This is a genomic window from Puniceibacterium sp. IMCC21224, from assembly GCF_001038505.1.
GTDB lineage: Bacteria > Pseudomonadota > Alphaproteobacteria > Rhodobacterales > Rhodobacteraceae > Puniceibacterium.
Window position 1 is genome coordinate 948,711 of record NZ_LDPY01000001.1, and the last position, 14,951, is coordinate 963,661.

Here is a 14,951-nt window from a genome sequence, read left to right on the forward strand (position 1 = left end):
TTACCTCGGTCTGTGGATGTGGGCGCTTTGCACCAGGCCAAATGCCACCATGAGCACAAGCATGGCAGATCCGCCATAGCTGACCAGTGGCAGCGGCACGCCGACGACAGGGGCCAACCCCATCACCATCGACATATTGACGGCAAAATACAAAAAGAATGTCAGCCCGATGCCTAGGGTCAACAGCGACGAGAACCTGTCGCGGTTCTGAAGCGCGGAAGCGATGCAGAACACGAGGACCAGCACATACAGTCCCAGGAGAGATACCGCGCCGACAAAGCCGAATTCCTCGGCAAGGGTGTTGAAGATGAAGTCGGTGTGTTTCTCTGGCAGGAAGTTCAGCCGGGACTGGGTGCCCTGCATGAAGCCGCGTCCGGTCCAGCCGCCGGATCCCATCGCGATCTTGGCCTGAGTGATGTGATATCCCGCGCCCAAGGGATCGGAGTTCGGGTCCAGAAAGGTGTCGATGCGGCGGAACTGGTAGTCTTTGAGCATCTGCCAGTCGGTGCCGCGACTTTTGAACACGGTGGCGACAAAGCCGGTGCCTGCGGCGATCACGGCGGCGAAATAGCCCCAATGCACGCCGGCCAGAAACATCATCAGCCCACCGCCGATGACCAACAGGATTGCGGTGCCAAGGTCGGGCTGCGTCAGCACCAGTAAGGTCGGCGCAAAGATCAGGATCACCGGCAGGATCACCCAAAGGATGCGCGATGTCTTGTGAATCGGCAGCCAATCGTAATAGGCTGCCAGCAGCATCACCATGGTGATCTTCATCAGCTCGGACGGTTGCAGCCGCATAAATCCGAGGTCGATCCACCGTTGCGCGCCCATCCCGATCGAGCCGAAAAATTCGACCAACACCAGCAGGCCGATCGACACCAGATAGGCCACCACCGCCATGTTGCGCCAGAACCAGATCGGCACCATCGCGACCACAAACATCGCGGCCAGACCCAGGCCGTAGCGTCGCATTTGTGGTTCAGCCCAGGGAGTGAACGATCCGCCCGCGACTGAATAGAGCATGAGAAAGCCGACGCAGGCCACCGCGCTGAGCAACAGCACCAGCGGCCAGTTAAGATACAGCGCCTTGCGGATGCCTGCGGGGACCGTTTTGACGGTATATTCAAGATAGCTCATGCGCGGCCAGATCCGTCGGTTCGGGTCATCTGGCGTTCGTCGCGCAGTCGTTCCTGCTGCGCTTTGATCCGGCCATGGTCTCTGGACGGATAGGCGGACAGCGGTGGGTCCTCACCGTAGAGCGCCTGAAGAGTCACGTCGCGGTTGATCGGTGCCGCCGCGGAGGAGCCGCCGCCGCCATGTTCGACCACCACCGCCACTGCGATCTTGGGATTGTCGTAAGGGGCGAAATTCACGAACAACCCGTGATCGCGTCGGTTCCACGGCAGGTCGTTGTTGTTGATCACGCCGCGCGCCCGTTCTGCGGGGCTGATGTTGCGGACCTGGCTGGTGCCGCTTTTGCCCGCCATGCGGTAGGCCTCTTCGGTGATACGTGATCCGTAGCCGGTGCCGCGCCGGTTGTTGCTGACCGCGAACATGGCGCGGCGGATCTGGCGCAGGTGGTTTTCGTTTAACCCCAGGCTGTCCCCGCCGCGCGACGGCGTTTCGATCCCGTCGATGGATTTCACCAGACGCGGGGTGATGCTACGCCCGGTCGCCAGTCGGGCCGTCATCACCGCCAGTTGCAGCGGCGAGGTCAGCACAAAGCCCTGACCGATGGCGGTGTTTACAGTATCACCGATCACCCATCCCGCGCCGCGTTCGCGTTGCTTCCAGGCCTTGTCGGGCACCAAACCCGAGCTGACCGCTGACATCGGGATGTCATGTGCTTCGCCCAGACCCAACTGATGGCACATTGCCGCAATGTTTTCGATCCCCACCTTCAAGGCGAGGTCGTAGTAGTACACATCGCAGCTTTCGCGCAGGGATTGTTCCAGATTCATGTGGCCGTGGCCGGCGCGTTTCCAGCAGTGAAAGCGGCGGCCGCCAACCTCAAGATGGCCCGGGCACCAGACCGTTTCTTCGGGACCGATCACACCGGCCTCCATCGCCGCCATGGCTGTCACCATCTTGAAGGTAGAGCCGGGCGGATAGGCGTCCTGCACGGTTTTTGACGCCAGCGGCCTGCGGTCGTTGTCGTGCAGCACACCGTAATTGGCATACGAGATGCCGCGCACAAACAGATTGGGATCGTAGGACGGCGCAGAGACTGCGGCGCGAATGTCGCCGTGCTCAAGATCCATTACTACGACGCTGGCGCTTTCGGTGCCTAAACGGGCTTCGATGTAATCCTGAAGCTTGGTGTCCACCGTCAGTTGCAGATCGGCACCGGCTTCACCTTCGCGGCGGTCCAGTTCCCGCATGACGCGGCCGACGGCATTGACCTCGACCCGTTTGGCACCGGCACGGCCGCGCAAACGATCCTCGTATTTCGCCTCGACTCCGACTTTGCCGAACTGAAACCGCGGGATGCGCAGCACCGGGTCGGGATCCTCGTACAGCGCCAGATCGCTTTCTGAGACGGGATTCACATAGCCAACGACATGGGCGTACATTTTGCCCTGCGGGTAATGCCGCGACAGGCCGACCTCGGGGGTGACGCCGGGCAGGGCGGGGGCGTTGACCGCGACGCGGCTCACCGCTTCCCAGCTGACGCGATCTGCGACGGTGATCGGCAGGAATGGCGCGGACCGGGCCATCGAGGCCAGCGCGCGGTTCAATTCGTCCTCGTCAAGTTCAACCAGCGTCGAAAGGCGGGCAATCACCTCGTCGACATTTCCGGCGTCTTCGCGGACCATGGTGATGCGGTAGCTGGGTTCGTTTTCGGCGATGATGATGCCGTTGCGGTCAAAAATCTCGCCGCGTGCGGGGGGAATCACGCGGATGTTGATGCGATTCTCTTCGGCCAGCAGACGAAACTGATCTGCCTGTTCAACCTGCATGAATTGCATCCGGGCGGCCAGAACCCCGGAAAACCCCAGCTGCAGCCCACCCAGAATGATGCCGCGCCGGGTGATCCGGCGGACGCTTTCTGCGGAATCGCGTGGTGTGCGTCTCATAGCGAATGTCCCAGCCTGTCCACTTCACCAGGTGCCGAACGTCGGACCCCGAACACCAGATGTGACGATAGCACGATCAGCGGATAAACCGCGATGGTCGTGATCAACTGCATCAGCGACAGTGCGAATGTCCCCGGAGAGACAATCAGCACTAACAACACCAGACGATATATCAGGGTTATGATCAGCAGGCATCCCGCCACGGTGATCCATTCCAGCACAAAGGTGTTATCACGCTGACGCCGTTCACGGGATTTCAGCCACTCGGCCGCCATCACCACCAGCGCAGCCCAGAGTCCGGGTGGGCGGTGAAACACCAGATCCGTCAGCAAAATGACGCCCGCGACCAGCAACGCCGGAACATAATCTGGGCGCCGCAATGCCCAGGCAAAGCACAATGCCACGATCAGATCGGGCGGGGCCCAGCGACGTGGCATCGTCTCAAGTGGCAGCAAATGAAAGAAGATCACCAACAGACTGAGCGCCAGAAAGGCCGCGCGCATGCTCCAGATTCGGGTCAGGCTTTGGTCAACCATCGCCGACGCCCGCGGTTTCGTCGCTGGCCTCGGGGGGGGGCGTTACGGTCCCCAACGGGGCGTCAGGCATAATCAGCGCGCTGGGTTGTGTGACCTTGCGCGCACCGTGGTCGCGCAAGACGCGCAGGAATTCCAGACGTTCATAGTCAGCCGCCATGCGGATGCGCAGCCGTCCGCCGGGGTCCTGTGCCACCTGCCCAATCAGCAGGCCGGGGGGAAAAACGTCACCGTCGCCGCTGGTCACGATGCGGTCGCCGGGACGCACAAGGTCCGGGTTTTCAAGGAAATCAATCGGTGGAGCGGCGGTGTTGTCGCCTACGATCAGCGCGCGCTGGCCCGAAGGTTGGATCACGGCGGGAATGCGGCTGGTGGTGTCGGTCAGTAGGATCACCCGACTGGTATTGTCGCCGACGCCCGATATCCGCCCGACAAGGCCGATACCGTCCATTGTTGCCCATCCGTCAACAATGCCATCGCGTGATCCCACATTGATCAGCACCGTCTGCCGGAACGGAGATCCTGAGTCCGCCAGCACCACACCGGTAATATAGGTCAGTCGCGGGTCAAGCTGGACGTTGTTCAAATCGCGCAGGCGGGCGTTCTCTTGTTCGAGTTGGAGTGCCGCCTCTTTCCACGAGGTCATTTGCCGCAACTCGCGCCGCAGCTCCTGATTCTGTTCGTGGATTCGCTGGTAGCTCTGGAAATTGCGCAGCAGCTTGACCGACGCTGTGACGGGCGCCATCGCCCAGTCGAAACTGGGCAGAACGGTGTCGATCACCTGGGCGCGAAAGCGTTCGACGCGCGGCGAATCAATCCGCCAGAATAGAAAAAGCCCAAGCAGGCACAGCACCAAAACCGACAGCAAAAGCCGTCGGAGCGGGCCGGTATAGTTTTCGCCGTTGCGGTCCTTTGCCAAGATGGCCCCCCAGGTGCCTTATGGGGAAATCAGCTGTCGTAGTCTATCGCGTGGCGCAGCTGCTTTTCGTATTCCAGCGCCTTGCCAGTGCCAAGAGCAACACAATTCAGCGATTCGTCGGCAATTGAGACCGCCAGACCGGTTTGTTCGCGCAGCGCCAGGTCCAGATCACCCAGCAACGCGCCGCCACCGGTCAGCATCACGCCACGATCGACAATGTCAGCGGCCAGATCCGGCGGTGTTGCCTCAAGTGCGGTCATCACCGCCTCGCAGATCGACTGCACCGGTTCCGAAAGGGCCTCGGCCACCTGTGCCTGACTGATTTCGATTTCCTTGGGCACGCCGTTCAGCAGATCGCGGCCCCGGATCTGCATCGAAGAGCCGCGCCCGTCATCCGGCATCCGCGCTGTGCCGATGCTGGTCTTGATCCGCTCGGCGGTTGATTCGCCGACCAGCAGGTTTTGTTGACGGCGCAGATAGTTGATGATCGCCTCGTCCATGCGGTCACCGCCCACCCGGACCGAGCGGGCATAAACAATGTCACCAAGGCTGAGGACCGCGACTTCGGTGGTGCCGCCGCCGATGTCCACGACCATGTTGCCGGTCGGGTCGGTGATCGGCATCCCGGCCCCGATGGCCGCCGCGATGGGTTCGGCAATCAGTCCGGCCTTGCGTGCGCCCGCCGACAGAACCGACTGGCGGATGGCGCGTTTCTCGACCGGGGTGGCGCCATGCGGGACGCAGACAATGATTTTGGGTTTGGAAAAGGTTGAGCGTTTATGCACCTTTCGGATGAAATATTTGATCATCTCTTCGGCGGTGTCGAAATCTGCGATCACGCCCTCGCGCATTGGGCGGATGGCCTGAATGCTTCCGGGTGTGCGGCCCAGCATCAGCTTGGCATCTTCGCCGACGGCCAGCACTTTTTTGACCCCGTCCTTGATGTGGTAGGCCACGACCGAGGGTTCCGACAGTACGATGCCGCGGCCCTTGACGTAGACCAGCGTGTTGGCCGTACCGAGGTCGATGGCCATGTCCGACGAGAACATGCCCAGCAGTTTATCAAGTCCTAGCATTCGCGATCTGCCTCAAAATAGAAAATGGGTCCGCGACTCTCGCGAGGCAGACCGGATGCCCTTATAGGCACGGATCTATACAGGTGAAAGGGGCCGTCGCATGTGAATCAGCGTGAAACCGCCGCAGAGTTGCGTCCAGCGTCCTCAAGTCGCAGTTATCGCAGGATGCCCATGAACTTCTGAAAGAAACGGTCGTGTGCGGCTGCATCGCGGACGCCCCATACCGCAGACGCATTGTGCCAGGCAGGCTGTGTCAGGCGCAGGGTCAGGGTCCTTCCGTTTGAATTTGTGATTCGGGTGATTGATCCTGCGGGGGCCAGTGTGGCATCTGCGGCTTTTGTTCCAGCACCGCGAAACCCTTGTAGAGTTACCTTGATCAGCCGTCCACGCCGTAGCTGATACGCGGTATAATTGTCGATGGTGCTTTTGCTGCGTTTTTGCCTGGTCCGTATGGTCTGCCACGCGCCTGAACGCCCCCGAAATGTGCCGCGAGACACGCTTAGATAGGTCTGCGGGCTTTTGCGGTAGGTCGCGGCAATGCTGTTGGTGAACGTGTTCAGATCGTTTTGTTTGGGCCGATGTTTTGCGCAGGTGATGGTGACAAACGCGTTCGGCACGGCGGCATCGACCAACACCGACATGCTCTGCCGCAGATCATGGGTCGCATGGCTATAAACGGATTTGAAAATATAGGAATCGTCCGAGGATTCTTCGGTCGTGGTCCAGCGCCGGTCGACCCCGGCGAGCAAATTCTGACACTTGTCCAGAATCTGTGGTCGGGGAATATAGCTCAGGCTGCTGACGTCAAAATCCACGGGCTTTTCGTCGGTGCCAAGGCCGCTTTTGGACAAAATACCGGCGCCCATGATGGCCGCGTCGCGGGTGCGTGCGCCGGTTTCCGGTTTGCTGGTCGCGCCATCGTCGCAGGCCGCAAGCAGCAGAGGCAGAGCCGCGGCACGCAATAGAGTGTTTAATAGCATTCTAAAAATCCTGTATTTCAATGAGGATCAGACTAGCACGCACCGTTCGCCAGCGTCGACACCAAAGCGGGAAGTCGATTTTCGCCATGTCGCTTTCCCGCCATGACAAGTCGGGCGGGGTCTGCGGTGCTGATCCGCTTGGGGTATTGAGGGCGCGAAGCCTGCGGGAGTTCGGGACACATGAAAACTGAAGTCAAAGCCCTGGTCATTGGCGGCGGTGCCGTCGGGACGTCGATCGCCTATCATCTGGCCCGCGCGGGCTGGGACGATGTCATGCTGCTGGAGCGGGACGAGCTGACCTCTGGCTCGACCTGGCACGCGGCGGGGCTGCTGCCCTATTTCAACATGTCCTTTGCGACCACGCATATCCACGACTATTCGATCAAGTTCTACAAGACGCTTGAGGAAGAGACCGGGTTGAACGCGGGCTTTGCCGTTGTCGGCAACCTGCGCATGGCCCAGACCGAAGAGCGGATGGATGAATATCGGCTCTATGCCACGACTGCTGAGACTTGCGGCGTGCCGTATGTGTTCCTGACCCCGGATGAGATCAAGGAACGCTGGCCGCTGATCCGCACCGAGGATCTGAAAGGCGCGCTGTATCATCAGACTGACGGCTATATTAACCCTGCCGACGTAACCATGGCGATGGCCAAGGGGGCGCGCCAGCGCGGTGTGATGATCGAACGCAAATGGCAGGCGGATGCCTTTCACTGGACTGGTTCAGTTTGGGAAGTCACGGCCACCAAGATGATCGAAAAGGGCGGCAATCTGGTGCCGTCCGACGAACAAATCGTCATCACCGCCGAACATGTCGTGACCGCCTCTGGGAACCACGCGCAACGCACGGCCAAGATGTTGGGGATCAAGATACCGGCCATCCCGGTCGAACATCAGTTCATCGTGACCGAGCCGGATCCGACGCTGGTAGACTGGCGCAAGGCTGGCAACGCCGAGCATCCGGTGATCCGTGACGCCGATGCACAATCCTATGTGCGCGAAGAGCGCGGCGGCTGGATTCTTGGCGTTTACGAGAAAAATGCCCCTGCGCGGTTCGAATATGGCGTACCGGACAGCTTTCGCGCCGATCTGTTCCAACTCGATCTTGAGCGGATCGAAGAGCAGTATATGGCGATGATACATCGGATGCCCTCGTCAGAAGAGGTCGGCCTCAAGGACGATTTCAACGGTCCGATCTGCTATACCCCCGACGGAAACCCGCTGGTCGGTCCCGCACCGGGGCTGCGCAACATGTGGCTGGCCGAAGGGTTTTCGTTTGGTATCACGGCGGCGGGCGGCACCGGCTATTACCTTGCCCAGTTGATGGTCAATGGCGAGGCCGAGATCGACATGGCATCGCTTGATCCCAAGCGCTACGGCGACTGGATGACGACCGAGTATGCCGCGCGCAAGAACGAAGAGGCCTACGAGAACGTCTATGTCCTGCACCACCCGGACGAGGAACGCCCGGCCTGCCGTCCGCTGCGCACCGTGCCGGCCTATGACCGGCAAAAGGCCCGTGGCGCACAGTTTGGCCATGTAAACGGTTGGGAACGGCCGAACTATTTCGGCCCGCTCGATGCGCCTGACAGTTTTGACCACGATTCGCGCAGCTTTCGTCGCGGCGGCTGGTGGCCCCATGCTGTGGCCGAAGCCAAGGCGATCCGAGAGGGTGTCGGCCTGATCGACGCATCAGCCTTTACCAAACATGTGGTCAAGGGACCGGGCGCGACTGCGTTCCTGGATTGGTTCACCTGCAACAAGCTGCCCAAGGTGGGGCGCATCAACCTGACCTATGCCCTGACGGATCACGGCACCACGCGCACCGAATATACCATTGTGCGGCTGGCCGAGGATGAATATTACCTTGTCTCGGCTGGTGCCTGGACGGATTACGACGCCGATTTTCTGCGTAAGGCCGCCGCCGACAAAGCGCCCGAATTTGGTTATATCGAAATCCAGAATGTCACCACGCAATATGGCGTCTTTGCGATTGCAGGGCCAAAAACGCGCGACGTTCTTAACGCGGTGATCAAGGATGCGGACGCGGCCACCGCCCTGACAAACAAGCGGTTCCCGTGGTTGTCTGCCAGGCGGATTGAATTGGGCATGTGTCCGGTCAACGCAATCCGCGTTGCCTATACCGGCGAACTGGGCTGGGAATTGCATCATCCGATCGAGATGCAGAACTATCTCTTTGACCTGCTGGAAAAGGCTGGGGCGCCGCATGGTATGAAACTGGTCGGCGCACGGGCGCAGAATTGGTTGCGACAGGAAAAGTCGTATCGTGCCTTTGGCAATGAATTGGGCCGGGACGCAACGCCGCTTGAGGCAGATCTGCCGCGCTTTGTCGATCTGTCCAAGGATTTCAACGGCAAAGCGGCGATGGAGGCCAAGGGCATCCGGTCAAAATGTGTCACCGTGCTGATTGACGGGCCGAATGATGCTGACCCGTGGGGGCGTGAGGCGCTGTATTCGTCCGAGGGTACTCGGGTCGGGCGGCTGACCTCGGGCGGCTACTCGGTCGCGTTCGGCAAAAGCATTGGCTTGGGCTATGTTACGCCCGATCTGGCGGTGGCGGGGACAAAGCTGCGGGTTAAGATGCTGGACCAACTGTGGGATGCAGTGGTGACCGAAGACAGCCCCTACGATCCGCAAAATGCGACAATTCGCAAGGACGGCTGAGGGGCAAAGCCCGGCAACGTGAATGGATGAGGGATGTTTGCGCGGCAAAGATCTTCTTGTGCGCCGCTGTCCCCGGCTCGACATTTGGTGAATGCGCGATTAATCGGCCTGCATGCGACAATTCATCGTGGATACCATAGCCACCATCGTCTTTTTCTCGTGCGTCGCCGCCTTCAGTGAGGCGGTGATCGCGGGAATGGCACCGGAACAGGTTCTTGCTGCGCGGCTGATCATGGTGCCGGTTATGGTCCTGACCGGGCGTCCTTATGGCATCTGGCGGGACTGGCTGATCGCTCGGACCGAGGCGCGGTCAACAGTATCGCGCATTGTCGTCGACATTTCTGCGTTTTTGCTGTTTCAGGTGCCCGTCTATGTGATGACTCTTGCTGTCGCGGGCGCATCGCCAGAGGCGATGCTGGCCGCTGTCAGTTCTGCCATCGTGTTTATGGTACTGCTCTCCCGACCATTCGGTCTGTTCCTCGAAATGGTGCGTCGAAAATCGGGCGTCCCGGTGATCTGAGGCCGAAAGTCGGGGCCTATGCCAGCAGACGCCGCGCGATGACCTGCGCCTGAATCTCAGCCGCCCCTTCGAAAATGCTGAGGATCCGCGCGTCGCACAGGATCCGGCTTATCTTGTACTCAAGTGCAAAGCCGTTGCCGCCGTGGATCTGCAACCCGTTGTCGGCGCAGGCCCATGCGACGCGGGCGCCCAGCAGTTTGGCCATCCCTGCCTCTAGATCGCAGCGCCGTCCTTCGTCTTTTTCGCGGGCCGAAAAATAGGTCAGTTGCCGCGCGACCATGATTTCCACCGCCATCATCGCCAGCTTGCCGGACACGCGGGGAAAGTTGATCAGCGATTTGCCGAATTGCTTGCGATCCTGCGCATATGTCATCGACACATCCAGCGCCGATTGCGCCACCCCAATGGCACGGGCTGCGGTCTGGATGCGCGCGGATTCAAACGTTTCCATCAGCTGTTTAAAGCCTTTGCCCTCTTGTCCGCCCAGCAGGTTTTCGCCTTTGACCTTGAAGCCGTCAAAGGCCAGTTCGTATTCCTTCATGCCGCGATACCCCAGCACCTCGATTTCCCCCCCCGTCATGCCATCGGTGGGGAAGGGGGCGTCATCCGTGCCCGGCGTTTTCTCAGCCAGGAACATCGACAGGCCCTTGTAGTCGCTCGTATCGGGGTCGGTACGGGCCAATAGTGTCATGACGTGTGTGCGGGCGGCGTGGGTGATCCAGGTCTTGTTGCCAGTGACGGTATAGTCGCCATCCGCACCCTTGGTCGCGCGGGTGCGCAGCGCGCCGAGGTCAGAGCCGGTATTGGGTTCGGTAAAGACGGCTGTTGGCAGGATCTCACCACTCGCCAGTTTTGGCAGCCAATGGGATTTCTGCTCGTCCGTACCACCGGCGAGGATCAGCTCGGCGGCAATCTCGGATCGGGTGCCAAGCGAGCCGACACCGATATAGCCGCGCGACAACTCTTCGGAGACCACAACCATCGACGCCTTCGACAGACCAAAGCCGCCCAGATTTTCGGGGATGGTCAGGCCAAAGACACCCAGTTCGGCCAACTCGTCGATGATCTCCATCGGGATCAGCTCGTCCTTGAGGTGCCATTCATGGGCAAAGGGTTCGACCTTTTCGAGCGCGAAGCGGCGGAACTGCTCGCGGATCATATCAAGCTCGTCATCAAGGCCGGTGGCCCCAACCGTGATCTCGGCCGAACGTTCCTGCATCAGGGCGACCAGACGGGTGCGGGCAGCCTGCGAATTGCCCGAGCGCGACAGGGTGCTGATTTCGGGCGTTGCCAGCCCGGCGATGTCGTCATCATTCAGGCCCATGTCTTGAAGGCGCAGGATCTCGCCCTGACTCATCGGGATGCCTCCGCGAATCTGACTGAGATATTCGCTAAAGGCGATCTGGTGAATCAGCTGCTCAACCTCGCCGAATTTTCCATCGGCGTTCAGCGATTCGGCCCAATTCTGCATCTGGCGCAGCGATTCGGTGTAGGTGGACAGCCAGGCAAGGCCATGTGCCGCGGTCTGATGCTGTTCGACCAACCCGCCCGAGACGCGACCATCCGCGACAACCAGCGCCCGAACGCGGTCGCGGGCAGCCTCAAACAGTTGTTCGATTGGCGCGACGGCGCCTTTGGTCAGTGTCAGAAGGTCGGGGAGTACAATGTCGCCCGCCAGTGCCAGGTCCTGTCCGTCATGAGCCATGATTCACGTCCTTCTGTTATCTCGGGGTCCAGATAATGCCTTCGCAGATGCAGCGCAACAAAAATACCTAATTCCGTTAATTTTTGATCAAATATTGCGCGTATCTTTTTTGCGGTGCAGCACGAAGCGCTCTGATATGAGGCGAGGATGGACCAGATTTACACACTCATAACACCACAATTTCTCGTGGCCTGCATCGGAATTACGCTGCTGGCGGGGGTCGTCAAGGGCGTCGTCGGATTCGCGATGCCAATGATCATGATTTCAGGCATGGGATCACTTGTCGCGCCGGAGCTGGCTCTGGCCGGGCTGATCCTGCCGACCTTGGTCACCAACAGTATGCAGGCGCTGCGACAGGGACCCGGCGCCGCCTGGGTATCGGTCAAACGCTTCCGGGTATTCCTGTTGGTGGGGATGGTGTTCATGCTCGGGTCGGCGCAATTGGTGTCGGTGCTGCCGGTCAGCGTCATGCTGGCGATCATTGGCGGGCCGGTTGCGGCCTTTGCCTGCGCGCAATTGCTGGGGTGGAAGGGCGATCTGCCCGGAGGTCCCAGCCAAAAGCTGGAAATTGCGCTGGGCGCATTTGCCGGATTTGTCGGCGGGCTTTCCGGGGTCTGGGGGCCGCCGGTTGTGGCCTATCTGACCGCGCTGGGCACGGAAAAACGTGAACAGATGCGTGTGCAGGGCGTGATCTATGGTTTGGGGGCATTGTTGCTGACAGCCGCGCATGTCGGGTCGGGCGTGTTGAATGCGGCGAGCGCGTCGTTCTCGGCGCTGCTGATCATACCGGCGGTGGCGGGGATGTGGATCGGCGGGCGGATTCAGGACCGCATTGACCAGCGGCTGTTTCGCAAGGCAACGCTGGCGGTGCTGCTTGTGGCGGGGCTGAACCTGCTGCGGCGGGCGGTGTTCGGCTAGGCCGGTCAGGACATCGGAGCGGCACCGCAGGAATTGGCGATCTGCGGTTCCTGGGCCGGGGGCACCACCTCAAAACTGGCAGTGTAAATCTCGCGGCCATTCTGGGTGGCGGAAAAGGTCCATGTGCCGGTGACCAGTTCCTTTGGCAGATCAAAGGTATAGGCGTTGATCGACGGGCCGTTGCCGCCGATCACCGTGGTGTACTGCTGGCTGGTGATATCTGTGCCGCGCAACGCGGGATGAGTGAGCGAGATCACCACACCCGGCAGAAATGCGCCCCCCAGCACTTCGGTGCGAACCCCAAAACTAAGGCCGGGCACCGCAGGCACGCGGGTGCCGAGCCACTGAAATTCTGGCGTGCGGTCATAGAGTTCAACAAGCCCCGCAGCGGTGTCGGGGGCTGGCATGGTCCCGGCTGAGACGATCTCGCAAAAGATGCCTTGGGTGACAGATACCCGGCTGGCGTCAAACCGGGCGGTGCCCGATTCTGCCCATAGCGACAGCGGAGCAAGACAGAGCAGGGCAAACGGGATTGCGGTACGGATCATGGCACATGATGCGCCGATCCGGGGGGCAGATGTCAACCTGCTCAGATGATCTGATGGCGGGGATTGGCCATTTGGCGCCAGCAAACATGGTGTGCTGTTCGCCGCAGGTTCCGCCGCCCCTGATTCGGGGCGGCGGTGTATGGGTCAGCTGATTGCGGCGGCTTTGACGTCGTCGTCGATGAACGGCACATATTGCGCAAAATTGTCGGCAAACATCTGCACCAGCTTGCGGGACTGGGCGTCATAGGCCGACTTGTCCTCCCATGTGCGGCGCGGGTGCAGCAGCACTTCGGCCACGCCGTCGACGGATTCGGGCACTTCAAAGCCAAAGTTGGGGTCCTTGCGGAATTCGGCATTGGCAAGGCTGCCGTTCAGGGCTGCGGATAGCAGCGCGCGGGTCGCCTTGATTGGCATACGCGAACCGGTGCCATAGGCGCCGCCGGTCCAGCCGGTGTTGACCAGCCAGCAGGTGGCGCCATGCTTGGCGATCTTGTCGCGCAGCAGATTGCCGTAAACTTCGGGGCGGCGCGGCATGAAGGGGGCGCCAAAACAGGTCGAAAAGGTCGGCTCGGGTTCGGTTACACCGCGTTCGGTGCCGGCAACCTTGGAGGTGAACCCAGACAAGAAGTGGTACATCGCCTGCGCCGGTGTCAGCCGCGCAATCGGAGGCAGCACACCAAATGCATCACAGGTCAGCATGATGATGTTCTTGGGATGGCCCCCAAGCGCGGTCTTGGACGCATTCGAGATGTAGTCTAGAGGATAAGCCGCGCGCATGTTTGCGGTCAGGCTATCATCGTCAAAATCCAGCTCGAATGTGTCGGGATCGAACACCATATTTTCGATTACGGTGCCGAACTTGCTGGTGGTGTCGTAGATCTCTGGTTCTGCCTCGCGGCGCAGATTGATCGTCTTGGCATAGCAGCCGCCCTCGAAATTGAAGGTGCCGCGATCCGACCAGCCATGTTCGTCGTCACCGATCAGCGTACGGTCCGGATCGGCGGACAGCGTCGTCTTGCCGGTGCCGGACAGCCCAAAGAACACCGCCGTATCGACCGGGTTTCCGGTGGCATGGTTGGCGGAGCAGTGCATCGGCATGATGCCCTTTTCCGGCAGCAGGTAGTTCAGCAACGTGAATACAGATTTCTTGTTCTCACCGGCATATTCGGTATTGCCGATCAGGATCAGCTTTTTGTCAAAGTTCAGCGCGATCACCGTTTCGGACCGGCAGCCGTGGCGGGCCGGGTCTGCCTTGAATGTCGGGCAGTTGATGATGGTGAAATCGGCGGTGAAATCGTTCAGATCCTCGGCATCCGGGCGACGCAGCATGTGGCGGATGAACAGCCCGTGCCAGGCAAGTTCGGTGATGACGCGCACGTCGATGCAATGGGCCGGATCGGCACCACCCACCAGGTCCTGCACAAAATAATCGCCGCCCTTCATGTGTTCAATCATGTCGGCGTAAAGGGCGTCGAACGCTTCGGGCGTCATCGCCGCGTTGTTGTCCCACCAGATCTTATCCTCGACCGATGGGGTGCGCACCACGTGCTTGTCCTTGGGGGAGCGCCCCGTAAAGGCGCCGGTAGCAACCAGAAACGCGCCGCCGTTGCCCAGCGTGCCTTCGCTCCGCTTGAGTGCCGCGTCAATCAGCGCCGGCTCCATAAGGTTGTAATAGACATTCCCCAGTCCCTCGATCCCCTGATCCTCGAGGCGGAAGTTCGGGTTCACCCGTCCAAATGTCATTTTCCAAGCTCCTGTAGCCGCGTTATTCTGCGGCGGTCGTTGTCGCACCGATCCTTAAGTCACGGCCGTCATGCGCATGATACACATGGCGAGGCGAGGCTTAGCACGCGAGTTTTGCCGGTGAACAGGCCGCAATCTGCTTGTTAGCGCAACCAAATTAGGTTTAGCGCAATCATCTTTCGTGCTGGACCGGACAGGTGAGGCAATTTAGTCATTCCTTACCCTTTTTCGGATGCAATCAGCC

General features: G+C 60.4%; 12 protein-coding genes. 3 read left to right on the forward strand and 9 right to left on the reverse strand.

What is annotated here, in order from left to right; translation table 11 throughout:
* From rodA to IMCC21224_RS04410, 6 genes are all read right to left on the reverse strand, one after another.
* Positions 1 to 1,140 carry a rod shape-determining protein RodA gene (gene rodA, locus IMCC21224_RS04385; RefSeq protein ID WP_047994310.1) on the reverse strand — a complete coding sequence of 380 codons (1,140 nt, stop codon included), beginning with the start codon at positions 1,138 to 1,140 and terminating at the stop codon, positions 1 to 3.
* Positions 1,137 to 3,080, reverse strand: a complete 1,944-nt coding sequence (gene mrdA, locus IMCC21224_RS04390) for a penicillin-binding protein 2 (RefSeq protein ID WP_047994311.1) — start codon at positions 3,078 to 3,080, stop codon at positions 1,137 to 1,139. Before mrdA ends, rodA begins: the two co-directional genes overlap by 4 nt.
* Positions 3,077 to 3,616 carry a hypothetical protein gene (locus IMCC21224_RS04395; RefSeq protein ID WP_047994312.1) on the reverse strand — a complete coding sequence of 180 codons (540 nt, stop codon included), beginning with the start codon at positions 3,614 to 3,616 and terminating at the stop codon, positions 3,077 to 3,079. Before IMCC21224_RS04395 ends, mrdA begins: the two co-directional genes overlap by 4 nt.
* Positions 3,609 to 4,532 (reverse strand): rod shape-determining protein MreC, encoded by a 924-nt coding sequence (gene mreC / locus IMCC21224_RS04400; protein ID WP_047994313.1) that lies wholly within the window; start codon positions 4,530 to 4,532, stop codon positions 3,609 to 3,611. The genes IMCC21224_RS04395 and mreC overlap by 8 nt, the downstream gene beginning before the upstream one ends.
* A gap of 29 nt (positions 4,533 to 4,561) precedes the next feature.
* Positions 4,562 to 5,608: a rod shape-determining protein gene (locus IMCC21224_RS04405; protein WP_047994314.1), complete on the reverse strand. Its 1,047-nt coding sequence runs from the start codon at positions 5,606 to 5,608 to the stop codon at positions 4,562 to 4,564.
* A gap of 155 nt (positions 5,609 to 5,763) precedes the next feature.
* On the reverse strand, positions 5,764 to 6,588 hold the full coding sequence (locus tag IMCC21224_RS04410; RefSeq protein ID WP_047994315.1) for a hypothetical protein: 825 nt from the start codon (positions 6,586 to 6,588) through the stop codon (positions 5,764 to 5,766).
* A gap of 180 nt (positions 6,589 to 6,768) precedes the next feature.
* Here IMCC21224_RS04410 and IMCC21224_RS04415 point away from each other — a divergent pair, with 180 nt between their 5' ends.
* On the forward strand, positions 6,769 to 9,273 hold the full coding sequence (locus IMCC21224_RS04415; protein WP_047994316.1) for an FAD-dependent oxidoreductase: 2,505 nt from the start codon (positions 6,769 to 6,771) through the stop codon (positions 9,271 to 9,273).
* A gap of 112 nt (positions 9,274 to 9,385) precedes the next feature.
* Positions 9,386 to 9,793: an L-alanine exporter AlaE gene (gene alaE, locus IMCC21224_RS04420; RefSeq protein WP_047994317.1), complete on the forward strand. Its 408-nt coding sequence runs from the start codon at positions 9,386 to 9,388 to the stop codon at positions 9,791 to 9,793.
* Between the two features lie 16 nt (positions 9,794 to 9,809).
* Here the strand turns inward: alaE and IMCC21224_RS04425 are convergent, their stop codons facing one another.
* Entirely contained in the window at positions 9,810 to 11,498 is a 1,689-nt protein-coding gene (locus IMCC21224_RS04425) for an acyl-CoA dehydrogenase family protein (RefSeq protein ID WP_047994318.1), read from the reverse strand.
* 147 nt (positions 11,499 to 11,645) lie between these two features.
* Here IMCC21224_RS04425 and IMCC21224_RS04430 point away from each other — a divergent pair, with 147 nt between their 5' ends.
* A complete protein-coding gene (locus tag IMCC21224_RS04430; RefSeq protein ID WP_047994319.1) occupies positions 11,646 to 12,416 on the forward strand; it encodes a sulfite exporter TauE/SafE family protein in 771 nt (256 codons plus the stop codon).
* Positions 12,417 to 12,421: 5 nt separating this feature from the next.
* On the opposite strand, the gene IMCC21224_RS04435 is transcribed toward IMCC21224_RS04430, so the two are convergent.
* Both IMCC21224_RS04435 and IMCC21224_RS04440 read right to left on the reverse strand, forming a co-directional pair.
* The gene (locus IMCC21224_RS04435) at positions 12,422 to 12,964 is read right to left on the reverse strand and encodes a DUF3859 domain-containing protein (RefSeq protein WP_053078890.1); all 543 of its coding nucleotides are present in this window, start codon (positions 12,962 to 12,964) and stop codon (positions 12,422 to 12,424) included.
* A gap of 144 nt (positions 12,965 to 13,108) precedes the next feature.
* Positions 13,109 to 14,707, reverse strand: a complete 1,599-nt coding sequence (locus tag IMCC21224_RS04440) for a phosphoenolpyruvate carboxykinase (protein ID WP_047994320.1) — start codon at positions 14,705 to 14,707, stop codon at positions 13,109 to 13,111.
* Positions 14,708 to 14,951 lie beyond the last annotated feature (244 nt).